The sequence below is a fragment of the bacterium genome (genome assembly GCA_030697645.1).
Taxonomy (GTDB): domain Bacteria; phylum Patescibacteriota; class Minisyncoccia; order Phycocordibacterales; family VMGT01; genus JAUYPI01.
The window spans coordinates 74491-91746 of sequence record JAUYPI010000018.1 but is presented as its reverse complement, the minus strand read 5'-3'; the positions used below and the strand labels follow the sequence as shown (position 1 = coordinate 91746).

Below are 17256 nucleotides of genomic sequence, written 5' to 3'. Positions count from 1 at the left end.
AAAAAACAAGCTCCAAACAAATCACAATACTCAAAATCCAACCTCCAAACACGACGTGCGTGTTTGAGATTTGGTGCATTGGAATTTGAAATTTGTTTGGAACTTGTTGGTTGGAGCTTGGAATTTATTTGTTTCGGATTTCGTGCTTCGATATTCGAACTTGGGCAATTGTGGGCTACAATCCAGTTTCTCATTTCCCGCTTCCCGCTTCGAGCTGCTCAAGCACCGCGCCTGCGACTCTCTCACTCGCCCGGCCATCGAGCCGAAAACACATTTTCTCGACAAGCGCCAAGCGCTCGACGCGGCCGAGAGAAGGATTTCGAAGTCGCGCCACAAGCGCCTCTCGCAGATCATCAAAACTGCGCACCACCCGAACGGCGCCACTCTCGAGAACGTGTCGAAAGTGCGACATTCTCTCGAGACGAGTGATGGATTCGTGCCTCGGACGCTTCGCGTGCCCGTCAAAACCGATGGTGAGCGTCGGTTTATCGAAAATTGCCGCCTCGATCGCGGTCGTTGAGAACACGGAAATAACCACGTCGGCGTAGTGCAACATGCTCATGTAGATACGTAGATGCTCTTCCGCCTCGCTGACCCGCTCCCAGTTAAAAACAACGTGGGGATTAGTGTTCAGGGTCGCATATTTTTTCTCCTCTCCCTCCCTGTCGCGCCCAGCGACGTATGGGCGCACCAGGAGTGTTGTCGGCGTGGGGAATTCCCCATCCGTAATCCAACGCACGATCTCGGAGAGAATGTCCGGCTCGTCGAGCGCGTAGGCGGCACCGGAGATATGAAGAATGATGCGATTGCCCACTGATATGCCGAGTCGACGGCAGAACTCCTCGCGCGACATAAGAAAAGCGTCGCGGTGCGCGTAGACATCAAACTGCGGGAATCCGACGACCGTCACACGCTCCGGCTGATATGCGTGGAGCGAGAGTGCCTCGCCGTGCATCGGCTCGTTCTGCACCAAAAGGCGATCGGCGTGCTGCGGGATGAAATATTTATTCAGGTGGTCCCAATTCTGCGCCATGCCGATCGTCCGAACCCCCTGCCGCCTCGCCTCGGCAACGAGCTCAATGTCGGGAAAGGCGGCGATATTCGGCGCAAAGAGGAGCTCGGGATGATAGCGCTCAAAGAGGGGACGATACGGACGGGAGCGAAAAATGAGACAATACAACCACGGCACGAGGCGAGTTTTTATGACGCGCATGCGGCCGAACGTGTTTGCGACAAACCACTTTATCGGCGCAAGATGCCGGTTGCCGCCCGCGGGTGGCCGGTCCGCACGCGCGCCGAAGGTCGCAAGAATTTTTGTCGTGCCGGTAAAAATGAGGTACGAGTAGAAAAAACGAAACGCCTGCTCCAGAGCGCGTCGCAGTTTCATCTCCTCAATGTACTCAAGGGAGGCTGTTCCGTGCGCGAGGAAAGGCTCGAGGCGCTCGCGGAACGCAGGCGCGGTGAGAAACACGAAGCGTATATGCTCGGGCGCGTCCGCGATAAGCTGCTCCAAAACGCCGCCGCGCTGCGCGAGGTTCGCGAGCGCGACGTTCGAGACGAGTGAGATCATGATGGTGCTCGGTTCTTCCATGCTGGCTCAATTATTGCATACAACCTCAAAAACGCGTACGATGGCACGCATGGGCGGGAGGGTAGAAAGTAGAAGGTAGAGCGTAGAAACTAGCAAACTACTACTCTCCACTCTCTACTCTCCACTTTCTACTTTCTATGCGCATCGCCATGATCCTCCGCCGCCTCAACGTAAAAGGCGGCACGCAGCGACAGGCGCTCTCGCTCGGTCGGGAGCTTCTCCGGCGCGGGCACAAAGTGGATCTCTACACGCTCGATCTCGATCGCGAGCGCTGCTACCCGGATCTTCTTGCTCTCTTCCCGCGTATCCACGAAATCTCACCCGAAGCTCACGCGCAAGCCGAGCGCCTACCCACTCTTGCGCGCTTTCTTCCGTCCCCTCTCATCGCGCTCATCCGAGAAAACCGTCTTGCCCGCGCACTCGCGCGCGAAATTCCCGCAGACTACGACCTCCTCAACCCCCATGACCAAGTCGCCTACAAAATCGCCTACTACTACAAGACCAAAAACACAACACGCTCAAATATTCAACACCGAGTGTTGAACAAAAATGTTGAACACTCGGTGTTGAACAGTATGCCCTCGATCTGGAACATGAATGACCTGCCGCTCAAAATGTGGGCCTACGATCACCGTCGCGGCCAGGAGGAAACATTCAGACAGCCGTGGCACCGACTACTCGCCTACCGCCTCTTTGATACCTACGACGTCAAAAAATTTATCCGCCGCCAGGACGCAATCGTCGTCGTTGACTTCTTCAACCGCGACCTCGTACGCCACTACATGGGGCTCAAGGCATTCACGGTGCGAAGCGGCCCGGACTTTGAGCACTTTCCCTTTCGCGAACACGAGCCGCCGAAAAATCGCTCAGTTCGCGTCCTCACGAGCGGCATTTTCCTCCCGCACCGCCGCTACGAAGACGCGATCATCGGCACGAGCATTCTGCGCAGCCGCGGCTACGACGCGACACTCACCATTCTTGGCCTCCGCGAGAACGATCCAAGTTATAATGCGAAGCTCGTCGCCCTCACGCGCGAGTCAGGAATCGAGCAATATGTTACCTTCACCGGCTCGGTCTCGGAGGAGCGTTTGATCGCGCTCTACCACACCCACCACATCTACACTTTCCAACACCACCTCCAGAGCGACGGGCTCTCGCCGTTTGAAGCTGCCGCCTGCGGCATGCCGATCGTAGTCTCAAAAACAGCTGGCTGCCACGAGCTCCTCACCGACGGCGAGAACGCGCTCCTGATCGAGCCGAAAAACCCCGAGGACTGGGCGCAGAAGATCGCCGCGCTCACCGACGACCCCGCGCTCTACCGCCGCCTCGCTACGGCCGCAAACAGCTTTGTGCGGGCAAATTTTTCGTGGGAGAAATACGCAGATGGCTTTCTCCAAGTGGTGACAGAGGTACAAACGAGTGGAGCGCAAGTACGCCTATAGGATTCAAACAGTTCAATTTTCAATTCTCAATTTACAATTTTCAATGAATTTTCGATGACGGCGACGTCGTTCGTGTTTGAAAATTGATTCATTGAAAAATTGATGGCAAAATTGAAAATTGGAAATTGAAAATTCGCAAAATAACTGCGCGCCAATTTTACCCCACCCCCATGAAGCACCTGGCACTCTTCGTCTCGTCCCTCCCTCGCCCCCTCCGCTACCTCATCTCTGGCGGCACGGCGCTCGCGGTGAACCTCGGGCTCCTAGCGTTCTTTATTGAGATATTCGGGCTCTGGTATCTTCTCGCCGCGGTGCTTGCGTTCACCGTCGCGCTCTGCGTGAGTTTTGCGCTCCAAAAATTTTTTACGTTCGCCGACCACGCCCGTACCACGGGCGTCCTCACGCGTCAATTTTCGATCTATACGACGATAGCCCTAATCAATGTTGCGCTCAATACCATTCTCATGTACCTTCTAGTGGAGCGTCTGGTGCTCCACTACCTCGTCTCGCAAGTCGTCGCATCGGGCACCATTGCGCTCTATTCGTTCTTTATCTACCGCGCCGTCTTCAACGGCGCGCCACTGCCACAGAGGGAAAAACTCGCATGAAAACGCTCTCAGTCATCGTTCCGGTCTACAATGAGGCGCCTACCCTGGTCTCTGCTCTGCGCGCCGTAGAAGAAAGTGACATTGGCCTTATACAAAAAGAGCTCGTCGTTATTGACGACTGCTCTACGGACGGCTCGCAAAAGATCGTCAAGGAGTACCAGACGAAAAACAAAAGCACGATGTACGTGTCCCGTTTGCACCCCACAAACCGCGGCAAGGGCGCGGCACTCCGCACGGGCTTTGCGGCATGCTCAGGAGACTTCATCCTCGTACAAGACGCCGACCTCGAGTACGACCCCCGCGACTACCCACGACTACTCCAACCGCTCGTTGCAGGTAGGGCCGACGTCGTCTACGGCTCGCGCTTCATCTCAAACGAACCGACGCGCGTACTCTACTTCCATCACTACGCGGCAAACCGCCTCCTCACGACCCTCTCAAACGTCTTCACGAGCCTCAACCTCTCCGACATGGAGACTGGCTACAAGGCCTTCTCACGCACGGCGCTCATGACCATCCTCCCGCGTCTCACCGCCGAGCGGTTTGGCATCGAGGTTGAGATCACGGCGCGCGTCGCCCAAGCAAAGCTGCGTATCTACGAAGTCGGCATCGCCTACCACGGCCGCACCTACGAGGAAGGAAAAAAAATCAACTGGAAAGACGGCGTCGCCGCGATCGGGCATATCGTGAAGTACAATGTGTTTAAATAGGGACTCGTAACTAGTAACAAGTAACTAGGGAGACGTGTCCGTGTGCCGGTTGCCAGTCTCCTCGTCGTATCCCCAGTTACCAGTTACTGATCACCAGTCCCCCATCGTATGCTCTCCCCCGTCTTCACCCTCTCCCCCCTCATCACGCTCGAGAGCGCCCGCGCGGCGCTCGCGGGCGTTTTTTTTCTCTACCTCGCCCTCCTTCTCGGAGGGCTACTGCTCCGCGCGCTCCGGATAACATTCGACACCACGCTCGAGCGCGTCGCGTACGCGACAATCATTGGACTCGGCGTTTGGGGACTCATCGGCTTTAGTGCGGCCGTGCTCGGCATCTTTACGCCGGCACTCTTGTGGGCAGCCGCAGCGTGTATTCTCCTTTTCGCAAGACGAGACGTACGGGCACACACACGCGCGCTCCGCTCGCTTCCGAGAGCAGGCGAGACGCAGAGCATCAAAGCGCGCTTCCTCTCCTACACCGCTCTCAAGTTCCTCATCCTCCTCTGGCTTGCACTCAATGCCGCGCTCATCTTTGTGCCGCTCACCGGCCACGATACGCTCGATTATCACTACCCGATCATCGAGAGCATCGCACGCAATCAAGGCCTCTCTGTCGGCCTCGAGAGCACGCCGATTCCATTCTTCGGCGAAATTATATACGCCGTACCGACGACGCTCTTTGGTGAAACCGGCAGGCTCATCAAGGGTCCCGGCGAAAAAGGCTCTGAAAAAAACGCCATTGAAGGCCCGTTTGCCTTCCAGCTTGTACAGTGGAGCACGATGCCGTTCCTCCTCATCGTGCTCTATGGAGCGGCGCAACGGCATCTTCGCCAATCCTTTTTGCCCTTTATGCTCGTGCTGCTGGTGCTCTCCCTCATGGACCTCTGGCGCGAGGTGTTCCACGGCGGCTACGTTGACATGCTTGCGTACCTCTTCGGTGCCGCGAGTATACTTCTCCTCTTCAAGGAAGCCGCAGCGCCGCGCGATAACAAAATGTTAAACATCCGATGTTTAACAGTGTCGACAGTGGCGCTTGCGGGAATCCTCCTCGGTTTTGCGCTTGCGGTGAAATACCACGCGCTCTTTTTTGCCCTAGCGGGCGGGGGGCTGCTCCTCGCCGCGCTCAGGCAAAGACGCCTTCCACTCCGTACCGCGCGCACGCTGCTTTTGACGTTCGTGCTCACCACCATGCTCGTCAGCTCATTTTGGTACCTTAAAAATACGTTTGTACACGGCAACCCAGTCTACCCAATGTTCTCCGATACGCGGGCGACGAGCGATGTAAACACCTTTCTCGCCGACCGCACCGTAAAAAACTTCCTCGCCTTCCCCTATCTCCGCTACGCAGGCGCATTCACGCAAGAAAACGAGAGCTCGAGTCGCCTCATCATTTTCGGCTACTTCGTCCTCTTTGCTCTGCTCGTCCCAATAACACTGCTTCTACAAAGACGCTGGTCGCGCCCTACGGTACTTGCGGTCTTGCTCTTTCTCGCGCTCTATACCATGACGTTCCTCACCTCGCACCAGCACCGCTTCCTCCTGCCCTCGCAGATTTCTCTTGCGTTCGCGCTGACGTTCTTAATCGACGAACGCTTCTCATGGCTCGCCACGCGCCGCTTCCCGCTTTACAAAACGCTCCGCCGCCTCGCGCCCGCTCTACTCCCTATTATTTTTTTCATCGTCTTCCTCGGCAACATTCACTATTTTTATGTACGCTGGCAGTACATGCTTGGCATACTCGACACAGAAGGTTATATAGCAGATATTGGAAGTCAGTAATCATATCAATTTTCAATGCGCAATTTTCAATTTTCAATAAATTTTCAATGTTTCAATGATTCAATGCCGGACGACGTCGTGTTTGAAAATTGGGTAATTGAAAATTGATTGAAAATTGTAAATTGAAAATTCGTGACATCATGCATCCCCTCAACAAACTCCTCTCCCCCACCGGCTGGCAGCTCTACCGCAGCAGGCGGCAAGCGGCTTTTCCGCGCGAGTTCAAACGAGCGTACGATGAAGCGCTCGCGATGCTCGAAAAATCCGCGCCTGCCGACACCGATATCTTCTCCGAGCCGCTCTATGAGGGCGGAGAGCATACAGAAAACTATATTGATTTTGAGTGCGAGTTCGCCGCTCGACACATTGCTACGCTCCACCCAGAGCGCATACTCGACATCGGCTCATACCGCTGGTTCGTGCTCGGGCTCCTTGCCTCGCTTCCGGTGACGACGCTCGACGTCCGCGGTAGACGCCCGGTGCTCAAAAATGAAACCGTACTAACCGGCGACGCAAAAAAGCTCCCTCTCGAAGATGCTTCATTTGACATGATCGTCTCCCTCTGCACTCTTGAGCACTTCGGCCTCGGACGCTACGGGGACGACTTTGACCTCGACGCCGACCACAAGGCGCTCCGCGAAATGGCGCGGGTCCTCGCGCCGGGCGGCAGCCTCATCATCACGACCGAACTCACGCGCGGCCACCCCGCGATCGCGTTCAACGCGCATCGCATCTACACGCGCGACATACTTCACCGCTATGCCGAGGAGGTGGGGTTCGCCGTTGCTGAAGAAAAATTTTTCAGCCGTACAACAGCAGCTTTATGCGACTTCGAAACAGTGACGGAAATGCCACGACAGCGCGATGTGTATCTCGGATGTTGGAAAAGGGGAACGTAAAGCGCAAAAACGTAAAACGAATTTCCAAATTCCAAAAAAACCCGTCTCCAAACAAATCACCATACTCAAAATCCAATTTCCAAACACGACGTGCGTGTTTGAGATTTGATGCATTGGAATTTGAAATTTGTTTGGAAATTGTTGGTTGGAAATTGGAGCTTACGTTTGGAGCTTGTTGGTTGGAAATTGAAATTTTTACTGTCGATACGCTGTACACAAATACTCTCTCATCGCCTCCCTCCAGTGGCGCAGCTTCGGGAGGCGCGTGTTTTTGAGCACGTTTGACGGGGCGCGGGGGATCTTAAAAATGTCATCGCGCGAGACGAGCCGGAGGGGCGCACGCACGCGCGAGAGACCTAATGTCAACGTGATTTCCTCGACGACGTCGAGCGTCGAGGCCTCGCCGCTCTCGACTTCGTTTGTGATGTGATAAATGCCGCTCTCGCGGCCGCTCGCGAGAAGGTCAAAAAGCCCAGCCGCGAAATCTTTTGTCCATGTCGGTGAGCGCCACTGATTCACGATCACCTCGAGCGGCTCGTCGCGCTGGAGTTTTTCAAAAAACTGGTCAACGAACGTCGCGCGCCCCGCGCCATAGAGCCAACCCGCGCGCACGACGTACCAATGTTCAAGTGCCTCAAGATGATCGCGCGCAAAACCTTGAACGACACGCTCTGCCTCCGCTTTTGTACGCTGGTAGAGTGAGACCGGCCGTGGCTCATCGTCCTCCCCGTAACCCTCAATTTTGTACTCGCCTTCATTTACTCGCCCAAACACCTCGGAGGAGCTGATCTCGACAAACGTCACCTTCTGCCCGCTCTCACGCACCGCCTCAATGAGGTTCTCAACGCCCCCCACATTCACCGCGCGACAGCGCGCGGGGTCCTGCTCACAGCGATCCACGCTCACCACCACGGCGCAGTTTACAATGACGTCCGGCCGCTCTCGCTCAAGAATCGCCCGCACGCTCGCCGCATCGGTTATGTCGCACTCCTCGCGCCTGAGCCCCACTACCTCAAACCCTGCGCGTGAAGCGTGTACCAACTCAGCCCCGAGGAGCCCGCCCGCGCCGGTAACCAACACCTTCTGCATATTCTCATGCTAGCAGTGCGGTGGAGTAACGAGCACTTGACAAATCACCGAAAAAGATATACCCTAATAAACGGTTCCGTCCTTCTGCCGTACGGCGTACGGCAGGACATCAGTACACCAGTACACTCGAAAAAACAAGGAGTAGGCAATGGTTAGCCCGTATGCCCACCGGCAAGAAGTCGTCATCGCAACCCCCACGTTTTACAGAAACGTCGAGGATCCGCGATACCGCCTTGCTTTGAAAACCATCGAGGCCGCACAGACGGCGCAGTATCCTATCTGTGTGGTTGATGGATCTCCCGACCCAAAAATCAAAGCCGAGTTTAGAGACCGCGGTGCCGTCGTCTATCCGGAAGTCACGCGCGGGCTCGGGGCGGTGAAGCGGTACTCGTTTTACCACGCCGTCTCCATCGCGCTTTCCCGCCACCGAACGATTGTCGTCCACATCGAGCCGGAAAAGCACGACATGATCCGGCATATCCCGCTTCTCGTGGAGCAAATACTGCTCGGCGAAGCGGACGTCATTGTCGCCACCAGGGGTGATGGGAGTTGGCTCTCCTATCCGGAGTTCCAGGTCCAAACCGAGCGCGAGATGAACGCGGCGTTCCGGCAGTACGTCGGGATCGACGTGGATATCGCGGTCGGCCCAGGAGCGTTTCGCATCGACACCGCCGGATATTTTTTCGTAGACGGCAACTACACGAGCACGGGGATCGCCGACACGTACGCCCAGCACTATGGCGTCATCGCAGCGCACGCTCACGACCTCCGCATCGCCGCAAGTGTGCCGCTCGACTTCATCTACCCGGCGGAGCAACGCGCCCAAGAGGAGGAAGAAATTGCCGCTGGCGGGCCGATCAAACAAAAACGGCTTGATCAGCTCGCGTCGCTATCGGCGGCGTACGAAAAACTCGCGCGTCACTTCAGACTCCCGCGCAACCCGAGCGCATAGATAGACAACCCACAGCGGACGCGCGCCTCGCGCGTCCGCTGATCTCTACCCCCTATCTCGAACGAAAGGAAGAGTCATGTTAGATCTCACGACATTGACGTACGAAGAGAAGCTCGCGGTAACGGCCGAGGTTCTGGAAGGAGCTGCAAAGCACGGCATCATTCCCGAGGATCCGGTGTGGTCTGCCTACCAGAAGGCCGTTGCGCAGGCATACGTGGAAGTACTCCTCGTCAAAAAAGCGGAGGGCGTCTGGAACTTTTTCCTCAAGAAGCGTGGCAGCAACGATACGCATTTCCCGGGAGAACCGTGGCACATACCAGGAGGCATCTGGCGTACACCGTGGACCCTCGAGCAAGCCTGCCAGGAGGTAGCGCGGCGCGAGGTCGGCGTCGACATCGACGTCATTGTGGAGCTCAAGACGCGCAAGTGGTTCGACCATCCCTATGGATTCCCGATTTCACACATCTGTATCTGCTGCACAAACCAGCCCCTGCACGAAACAAGTAGGCAGCGGTTTTTCCCCTATCACGATAGAGAGCAAACGGCTCCTCTAACGCACTGGCCCCCAAATCCAATCGTTCCGCCCCACCGACAGTTTGTCCACGACGCAGCAGAGTATTTAAGCTCCCTCCAAAAACACCCACGCGGTGGCGCGGAGGTAATGCCCCTTTCCTATGTCCTCGCACGTCGAGAAGACTTTGTCGGCGGCGGCATCCAGCTCCACCGTAATGTGCCTAACTTTCGGGGTCTCATTGAGAATATCGACGTACGAAAAGATTCGGGAAGTATACGGTGGTTGACGTTCTATTATCGATCGGCAGCAAACGATACTGCCCCGTATTCGTACTCATCGTGTGGCATTAATTTCAACGAGTGCATCGACGTCCTGCCGGAAGGCAGGATACGCTGTAGAACTTACGCCGACTTCCAGCAAAGCTGGCGCGAAGAGCTCATCACGCTCTTCCCGAAAGGAGATTCGATTCTCGATGGGTTCCTCGGGGGCGAAAGAGCTGCAGCTCTTTAGTGATGATATCTCGTGGTTAACGGATAGCCACACCGCCTAACAGCCGCACAGCCCGACACGCATACGCGTGTCGGGCTGGTACATTTCCGATTTCAGTACACATCGTCGTGCCTGCCGACGTCGAGAAACGCAAGCGGCGTGGTCGTCGAAGTCATTCCTGAGCGCAGCGGCGGTACGTTAACGATGCCGGTATGTTTTTGATTTCCGGCGTTCGAGGTGAAACGCGAGGATGACACCCTCCGGTGTTTTTACACGGTAGAAAAGGCGGTAGTTGCCAACTCGACGACGCCACGTATCTTCCTCGCCGCGCATTTTTTGGATGTCACCAAAGTATGGATCGAGTTGGAGCAGCCGGATTACTTCCCGCAATCGTTCTGCGTCGTGTTGTGGCAAGCGCTTGCACGCTTTCAATACGGACGAGTCAACGTGCACCGCCCAAGGCTTTGGAGAACTCGCCATAGGTTAGGGTACGGCCACGCCGGAAATTATTTTCTGCGCGAGCAAGCGCGCGTTTCTGCGCCGCTGTCGGCACAAACTCACTTCTGGGCGCACGACCACGAAGCGCGTTGTATTCGGCGAGCGATGTAATTTTTCTGGTCCTCCCCTCCCGATACTCCCGGGGTCCTTCCTCGACGAGCTTGTCGACCGTCTCCGCCTTTTTTCCAGCCAAATAATACGTCGGCACGCTCCTCTCAACCAGCCTGCGATACTCGGCAACGGGCAAGACGACAACACCGTCCGCTTCTCGTATTTTTCTTTTCGAAATGGCAATCGTAGCGCTCATGGTACATAATACTATACCACACCCTCGAAAAACTTCCGAAACACCGCGAGGACATACTCGACATCCTCGCGTCCCATCTCGGGGTGGCAGCCGATGAAGAGGCCGTCGCGGACGATGCGCTCGGCGACCGGATAGTCGCGCTCGATGTCGCCAAACAACTTTTTATAAACCGGCTGGTTGAGGAGCGGGAAAATCGGCCGCGTCTCGATGTTCCACTCTTCAAGGTGCTCCACGAGCTCATCGCGTTTGATCGGACTCTCCTCCCGCACCACGATCGGAAACATCATGAATGCGTGCTCGGAATGCGTGGGCCACCGGGGAAGCACGAGGTGCTCCCTGTAGGGAGCAAGACCCGCAAGGAGCCGTGCCGCATGCCGCTGCCGGAGCCGCAATGTGGCCGGGAGCTCGCGGAGCTGCGCGACGCCGAGCGCCCCTTCCATCTCGGTCACGCGGTGGCTATGCCCCACGGAGACAAAATTGAACCGCCGCGCGACCACTTCTTGAAGCGCCGTACCTCGCTTCCCCCGATCATCGTCCGGCGCGATGTAGATCGCATCGCGGCCGTGGTTCATGAGCGAGCGACAGCGTACTACAAGTTCCGGGTCATTGGTGAGTATCATGCCGCCAACGCCAGTTGTGACAAGGTGCGCGATGTACATCGAGTAGCAGGCGATGTCGCCCATTGAGCCCACGGGCTTGCCGCGGTAGTGAACGCCAGCCGTCTCGCACGAATCCTCAACGATGCGGAGGTTATGCCGCCGCGCGATGCGGCGAATCGGAAGCATATCGGCGGAAAGACCAAAGAGGTGCACCGGCATGATTGCGCGTGTTCTCGGCGTGATCCGCGCCTCAATGAGACGCGGATCAATGTTGTACGTCGTCGGATCAATGTCAACGAACACGGGACGCAAATTATTGTGCAGCACGACATTCGAGGTGGCAATGAACGTCACCGCAGGCACAAGCACTTCGTCACCGTCTTTCCACCGGTCGTGCTCCTTCAGCGCATGGAGCGCAATCTGGAGCGCCGCCGTCCCGCTCGAACACACGATGCCGAATCTCCGATCGTGCATCCGAGCAAACTCGCGCTCGAAGCGCTTCAGGTACGGCCCGTAGGAGAGCCGCCCCGAATCGAGCACCCTGTTCACGAGCCGCTTTGCATACGGCGAGATAACGGCCCCGCCGGTGCCGATTTGTTGTGCACGACGTTTGAACATGACGTATCCTACAAATTAGCCCTTCGGTAATGACACTCCAAGTGATTGGCAGTCGTGTTCAAGCATGATGCGCACCAGATCGTAAAAGCCGACGGTCGGCCTCCAGCCGAGCTTCTCGCGCGCCTTTGACGCGTCGCCGCGAAGTACATCAACTTCGGTCGGGCGAAGGTAGCGCTGGTCTATCTCGACAAAACGCTCCCAGGCGTCAATACCGGCAAGTCGAAACGCCTCGGCCAAGAAGTCGCGGACGCTGTGCATTTCTCCCGTCGCGATCACATAGTCATCCGGCTGCTTTTGCTGCAGCATAAGCCACATCGCCTCGACATAATCGGGGGCATATCCCCAGTCCCGCTTTGCATCAAGGTTGCCAAGATATATTTTATCACGCTTCCCCGCGAGAAGCTCCGCGATGCTGATCGTTATCTTGCGCGTCACAAAATTCTCACCGCGGCGGGGACTCTCGTGATTGAAAAGTATCCCGCAGCACGCGAATATATTATAAGCCTCGCGATAATTCACGGCCGTCCAGTGTGCAAATAATTTTGCAATGCCGTACGGACTTCGCGGACGGAACGGCGTCTGCTCGTTCTGCGGCGGCGGCGATGCACCATACATTTCAGACGAGCTCGCCTGATAAAACTTCGCGTGCGAGCGTGTCTCACGCAAGGCCTCGAGGATGCGCAAAGACCCGAGACCGTTCACGTCAGCGGTGTACTCCGGCACGTCAAAACTCACGCGCACATGGCTCTGCGCGCCGAGGTTGTAGATCTCGTCGGGATTAATCCTCTCGATGAGCCGTGCAAGCGAGCTCGCATCTGCGAGGTCGCCATAGTGAAGAAACACGCGCTCTTGCTCGTGCGCCTGCGGGTAGATGTGGCCAATACGTCCCGTGTTAAACACCGAAGAACGACGCACGATCCCGTGCACGTCGTAATCCTTTGCGAGCAGAAATTCGACAAGATACGACCCGTCCTGCCCCGTGACGCCTGTCACAAGAGCTACTTTACGTTGGCCATTCATGGTGAAAAGACGCTACCACGCGCTCATACCTTTTTCAAACTGTCAGTAGCGCCAAGGAGTTCCACCGCCGCCCCAGCCACCATCTCGACCGAGATCGCGTCGCGCGCATGCGCGTGGGCTTCTTTTGATCCGGGGCGTTTCAGCACGAAACTTGAAGGATAAAACGGCGCGGGCGGCATGACGCAGATACTTGTGCTGTCGTGCGGGGGCTGCTCCCACGGGTCAACCGGCCCCGTAATATCAACGAGTGGCATACTGAGCGCGTGGGCGATATAGATCGGCCCAGTGTCCACTCCGATGTAGAGGTCGAGCCGCTTGATAAAAGCCGCGAGTTCGTCAAGCGAAAAATCCGTCGCCGCAGTAAAAATGTTCAACACCGTGTTCAACGTCGAGTGTTGAATATTTTTGTTCAACACTCGGTGTTGAACATCGAGCGACTCGACGAGCGCGCCGATGCGCGCGCTGTCGCGCGGCGCGCCGAGAAAGACGACGGCGCCAGTTGGGTATCGCGCTATGAGCTCGCGCGCGAGGTCGGCAAACCGCGCGTCGCCCCACTCCTTGATCTTGTTCCCTGCCGTGACACTGACGCCAATCAGCGGATGCCTGCCGTCAAGGCCGTGCTCTTTCAAAAATGAAGCTGCGCGGGCCCCGGCCTCTGTGCTCACAAAAATCTCCTGCTGCTCACGCGGCGCCTCAATGCCGATAAAACGTAGCAAATCGAGATAACGCCGTGGCAGATAGGTCCCGTGCGTGTAGAATAGTTTGTGTGACGCCATCCAGTCGGTGAGGCGCTCGGTCCATGTCCTGTCGCTGCGCGTAATCTTTGCGCGATTGTGCACAAGCCCGGCGAAAAAAATGAGATTGCCGAACGAGGTGCCGGTGAGCGAGAAGCTCCAATCAAAGTTGCCGCTACGAAGCGCGCGGACGAGTCCAAGGAGCTCCGTGCTTTTGTAAATTATAATCTCGTCAATGCGCGGATTGTTACGAATGATCCCGACCACCTTATTCGTCGTAACCACTGCAAGATGCGCGTCCGGATACCGCTCCTTGATCGCGCGGAATACCGGCGTCGCGCACACGAGGTCCCCGATGCGCGTGAGCTGGGGCAGGACAACGATGCGCAGTGGGGCCTTCGGAGAGCGGCGTCGTGCGTTGCGACGCAGCGCAATGCAGACAAAAACAACCGGCGCGGCGACTATAACCGCGCAGAAAAAAAAGAAACGCTTGTAACGATTTGGAATCATCGTATTGTCGCTAATGGCGAGTTAAAAAGTAGATCGTGATTCGGCGCGTCATAATAAAAATGCGGCCGCATTTTTATTATGACGCTCGACCTACAGCGTACGGGGAACGAACCACACAGCCTACAAAAAAAGTAGCGCGTAAAAATTACCCTACCATATGCTCAAGTATCGCGAGCATCTCCCGACCCGCTTTCCGCCAACTGAACTCTGCTGCCCGCACGCGGCCACGCGCGGCAAGTTCTGCGCGGAGGGCGGGCTCGCACGCCAGCCGGAGCATTGCGCTCGCGAGAGCGTGCGGATCGCGGGGGTCCACAAGGAGCGCCGCGTCTCCTGCAACTTCCGCAAGCGACGAACCGTTCGACGTGATCACCGAAAGGCCGCAGTGCATGGCCTCGAGTATCGGGTAGCCGAACCCCTCAATAAGGCTCGGGAACACGAGCGCACGCGCACGCCGGTAGAGAAAGCTCAACTCCCCGTCGTTGAGATGCCCTAGTATCTGCACGCGATTCGTAACACCCCTCTCGTGTATCGTACGGCGCACGCGCTCGGCGTACACACCCTGCATTCTCCCACCAAGTACAAGCGTCCCCTCCCCGCCCCTCTCGCAGTACTCGGCAAACGCCTCAACGACTGCGAGCGTGTTCTTACGCTGCTTTACGACGCCGACGCAAAGAAAAAACGGTGCGTGCACATCGCGCGGTACCTCCTCGGCATCGCACACTTTTTTGAAGCCGCAGAGCACCACGGCGATATGCTCCGCCCGAGTACCAAAAAGGACCACGGTGTCCCGTTTCGTCGCCTCAGAAATTGCAACAACACGGTCTGCCCGAGACAGCGAGTACGCATGGTAGGCGCGCGTGAGGTATTTTGAAATCCACTGGCGCATGTTCTCCGGCGGCAGGCGAAGATAGGCAAAATCAAGCGCGAGCACGACAGACCGCCGCGGCTTCCAAAGAAGAGGCAGTACCGGCGTATTGAAAAGGTACACGTCCGCCTGAGCCGCTCTGCGGAGTCGGTTGAGCCAGAGCGCGCGGGAGAGAAAGCCCGCATCTCGCTCGATGAGCGGCACCAGGCACCAGTTTCTCCCTGGCAAGTCCGGCAGCGCCGCAGGAGCGTGTTTCGTAAAAATCAGATACTCGTTCTCCTGGTCAACTTCGAGCATCCCACGCGTAAGCTCGAAGATAGTCCGCGCGAGCCCTGCGGGCTCGCGCTCGCCGTACGGGTGCAAAATAATGCCGATTTTCATACACTGCCGGCCATAAACGTCCGCCGCTTGACAACAGGATGTGCTCCTCTATACTGTAGCTACATTCGGGATTTTCCCGCGGCCCCGTCAGCAATGACGGGGAATTATTTGTAGAGCGCATCAAAGCCGTGTTGTACGCGCGCCATGTCTGCGTCATCCAAGGTGCCGATTTTAGAAGACAGGCGACGATGGTCAATAGCCCGCGCTTGGTGAAGACACACTGCCATGTTTTTCCCATGGTGACGGACGTCGACATACCATGTACCCTCGCGTACCTTCGTCGTTGTCGGGATAACAAAATAAAAGCCGTGGGCGAGCTTTTTGAAAATGATAACCGGGCGTGAAAATAGTCCGCTTTTTCCGTCAACCTCGGAGCCGACATTTTCTCCGACGCTCGCCCACCAAATGTCGCTACGCGAAACGAGTGGCGGGTGGTGCTCCTTATGATGCAACCGCTCTTTCAGCGTGATCCATTCGAAAAAATTTTTTCATGACTCTAAAGTTCGTCGCGTGCTCACCGACCATTGATCGACTGCGTCCTCAATACAGTGTCGCAATCATCGGCAGATTTTCTCTCACCCACCCGATAAGTGAACCGATGCCCTCCGTCGCCCCGACCTGGGGCTCCCAGCCGAGAACTTCGCGCGCCTTGCGATTGTCGCTCACATACACTCTCTGGTCTCCCGGGCGCTCCACAGAGCGCGAGGGACGAAGTGTGAGTGTGTGCCCGCGCTCAAGCTCGCTGAAAAATTCGATGAGTGAGCGCGTGTTGGCCGCCCCACCACCAACGTTAAACGCCTGCCCGCGCGCAGCCGCGATGCGCTCGATCGCACGCTCATAGAGCGCCATCAAGTCCTCAATGTGAAGCACGTCGCGCACTTGCTTGCCGGTCCCATAGATCGTAACCGGCCGCCCCAAAAGACCCGCGATCGCAAACCATGCGAGCCACCCCTGATCCTCTATGCCGAACTGGTGCGGGCCATAAATACAGGACTGTCGAAACACCACGGTCGGCAAACCGTAAATCCGCGCATAGTCACGCACATATTTGTCCGCCGCGCCCTTGCTGCATCCGTAGGGCGAGTGGAAGTCGAGCTGTTGACGCTCGGAGACGCCGTGCGGGAAGTCCGCAAGCGAGTAGCGGCTTTCGTCTTCGCTAATCGAGAGCTCCTCAAGCGCGCCGTAGACCTTATTCGTCGAGGAGTATATGAAAATCGGCGGCGTCGGCGCTCTGCGCACCGCCTCCAGCACATTGAACGTACCCAGTGCGTTCGTCTCAAAATCGGTGCGCGGGTCAGCCACAGATGTCGTCACCGCAACCTGCCCCGCGAAGTGGAGGAGAGCATCGTGCGATGCCGCCTCCTCGTCAAGTATCCCCTGGTCAGAGCGGACGTCCGCCCGCAGAAATCGCATGTGTCCCCCCAACTCCTCGCCAAGGGCGCGCAGGTTGTGCTCGACGCCGCGACGCGAGAGATTATCAAGCACGCTCACGTCCCACCCACGAGCGGCAAAAAAACGCGCGGCATTAGAGCCGATAAACCCCGCACCACCGGTAATGAGCATCCGCGGTCTCACGGTGCTCATAGTAACACGCCAAGAGCGAAAAATGGAACGCACCGACCACTTCGTGGTCGGTGCGTAATCTCGCCATCTC

17 protein-coding genes are annotated in these 17256 nt (G+C 56.9%); 7 read left to right on the top strand and 10 right to left on the bottom strand.

Annotated features, from left to right (window positions below; genetic code table 11):
• Nucleotides 1-190: 190 nt before the first annotated feature.
• Nucleotides 191-1591 carry a hypothetical protein gene (locus Q8R39_04755; GenBank protein MDP3735699.1) on the bottom strand — a complete coding sequence of 467 codons (1401 nt, stop codon included), beginning with the start codon at nt 1589-1591 and terminating at the stop codon, nt 191-193.
• 137 nt (nt 1592-1728) lie between these two features.
• On the opposite strand from Q8R39_04755, the gene Q8R39_04750 reads away from it, so the two are divergent.
• The 5 genes from Q8R39_04750 to Q8R39_04730 all read left to right on the top strand — a co-directional run bounded on the left by Q8R39_04750 (nt 1729) and on the right by Q8R39_04730 (nt 7026).
• Entirely contained in the window at nt 1729-3033 is a 1305-nt protein-coding gene (locus Q8R39_04750; GenBank protein ID MDP3735698.1) for a glycosyltransferase family 4 protein, read from the top strand.
• Between the two features lie 170 nt (nt 3034-3203).
• Complete coding sequence (locus tag Q8R39_04745; protein MDP3735697.1) at nt 3204-3641, top strand: GtrA family protein; 438 nt, start codon at nt 3204-3206, stop codon at nt 3639-3641.
• On the top strand, nt 3638-4351 hold the full coding sequence (locus tag Q8R39_04740) for a glycosyltransferase family 2 protein (protein MDP3735696.1): 714 nt from the start codon (nt 3638-3640) through the stop codon (nt 4349-4351). The genes Q8R39_04745 and Q8R39_04740 overlap by 4 nt, the downstream gene beginning before the upstream one ends.
• 108 nt (nt 4352-4459) lie before the next feature.
• Nucleotides 4460-6127: a hypothetical protein gene (locus tag Q8R39_04735; protein ID MDP3735695.1), complete on the top strand. Its 1668-nt coding sequence runs from the start codon at nt 4460-4462 to the stop codon at nt 6125-6127.
• Between the two features lie 140 nt (nt 6128-6267).
• A complete protein-coding gene (locus Q8R39_04730; protein ID MDP3735694.1) occupies nt 6268-7026 on the top strand; it encodes a class I SAM-dependent methyltransferase in 759 nt (252 codons plus the stop codon).
• Between the two features lie 195 nt (nt 7027-7221).
• Here Q8R39_04730 and Q8R39_04725 read toward each other — a convergent pair whose 3' ends face one another.
• A complete protein-coding gene (locus Q8R39_04725) occupies nt 7222-8115 on the bottom strand; it encodes an NAD(P)-dependent oxidoreductase (GenBank protein MDP3735693.1) in 894 nt (297 codons plus the stop codon).
• A gap of 148 nt (nt 8116-8263) precedes the next feature.
• On the opposite strand from Q8R39_04725, the gene Q8R39_04720 reads away from it, so the two are divergent.
• Entirely contained in the window at nt 8264-9067 is an 804-nt protein-coding gene (locus Q8R39_04720; GenBank protein MDP3735692.1) for a hypothetical protein, read from the top strand.
• 76 nt (nt 9068-9143) lie between these two features.
• Nucleotides 9144-10091: a hypothetical protein gene (locus Q8R39_04715; GenBank protein ID MDP3735691.1), complete on the top strand. Its 948-nt coding sequence runs from the start codon at nt 9144-9146 to the stop codon at nt 10089-10091.
• Nucleotides 10092-10268: 177 nt separating this feature from the next.
• Here the strand turns inward: Q8R39_04715 and Q8R39_04710 are convergent, their stop codons facing one another.
• From Q8R39_04710 to Q8R39_04675, 8 genes are all read right to left on the bottom strand, one after another.
• Nucleotides 10269-10484: a type II toxin-antitoxin system RelE/ParE family toxin gene (locus Q8R39_04710; GenBank protein ID MDP3735690.1), complete on the bottom strand. Its 216-nt coding sequence runs from the start codon at nt 10482-10484 to the stop codon at nt 10269-10271.
• Between the two features lie 28 nt (nt 10485-10512).
• Nucleotides 10513-10875 (bottom strand): hypothetical protein, encoded by a 363-nt coding sequence (locus tag Q8R39_04705; protein MDP3735689.1) that lies wholly within the window; start codon nt 10873-10875, stop codon nt 10513-10515.
• 11 nt (nt 10876-10886) lie between these two features.
• Nucleotides 10887-12092 (bottom strand): DegT/DnrJ/EryC1/StrS family aminotransferase, encoded by a 1206-nt coding sequence (locus Q8R39_04700; protein ID MDP3735688.1) that lies wholly within the window; start codon nt 12090-12092, stop codon nt 10887-10889.
• Nucleotides 12093-12107: 15 nt separating this feature from the next.
• Nucleotides 12108-13112 carry a GDP-mannose 4,6-dehydratase gene (gmd, locus tag Q8R39_04695; protein ID MDP3735687.1) on the bottom strand — a complete coding sequence of 335 codons (1005 nt, stop codon included), beginning with the start codon at nt 13110-13112 and terminating at the stop codon, nt 12108-12110.
• 23 nt (nt 13113-13135) lie between these two features.
• Complete coding sequence (locus Q8R39_04690) at nt 13136-14356, bottom strand: glycosyltransferase family 9 protein (protein ID MDP3735686.1); 1221 nt, start codon at nt 14354-14356, stop codon at nt 13136-13138.
• Nucleotides 14357-14501: 145 nt separating this feature from the next.
• Nucleotides 14502-15602 (bottom strand): glycosyltransferase family 1 protein, encoded by a 1101-nt coding sequence (locus tag Q8R39_04685; GenBank protein ID MDP3735685.1) that lies wholly within the window; start codon nt 15600-15602, stop codon nt 14502-14504.
• Between the two features lie 104 nt (nt 15603-15706).
• Complete coding sequence (locus tag Q8R39_04680; protein ID MDP3735684.1) at nt 15707-16054, bottom strand: type II toxin-antitoxin system PemK/MazF family toxin; 348 nt, start codon at nt 16052-16054, stop codon at nt 15707-15709.
• A gap of 88 nt (nt 16055-16142) precedes the next feature.
• The gene (locus Q8R39_04675) at nt 16143-17186 is read right to left on the bottom strand and encodes a GDP-mannose 4,6-dehydratase (protein MDP3735683.1); all 1044 of its coding nucleotides are present in this window, start codon (nt 17184-17186) and stop codon (nt 16143-16145) included.
• Between the last annotated feature and the right edge of the window lie 70 nt (nt 17187-17256).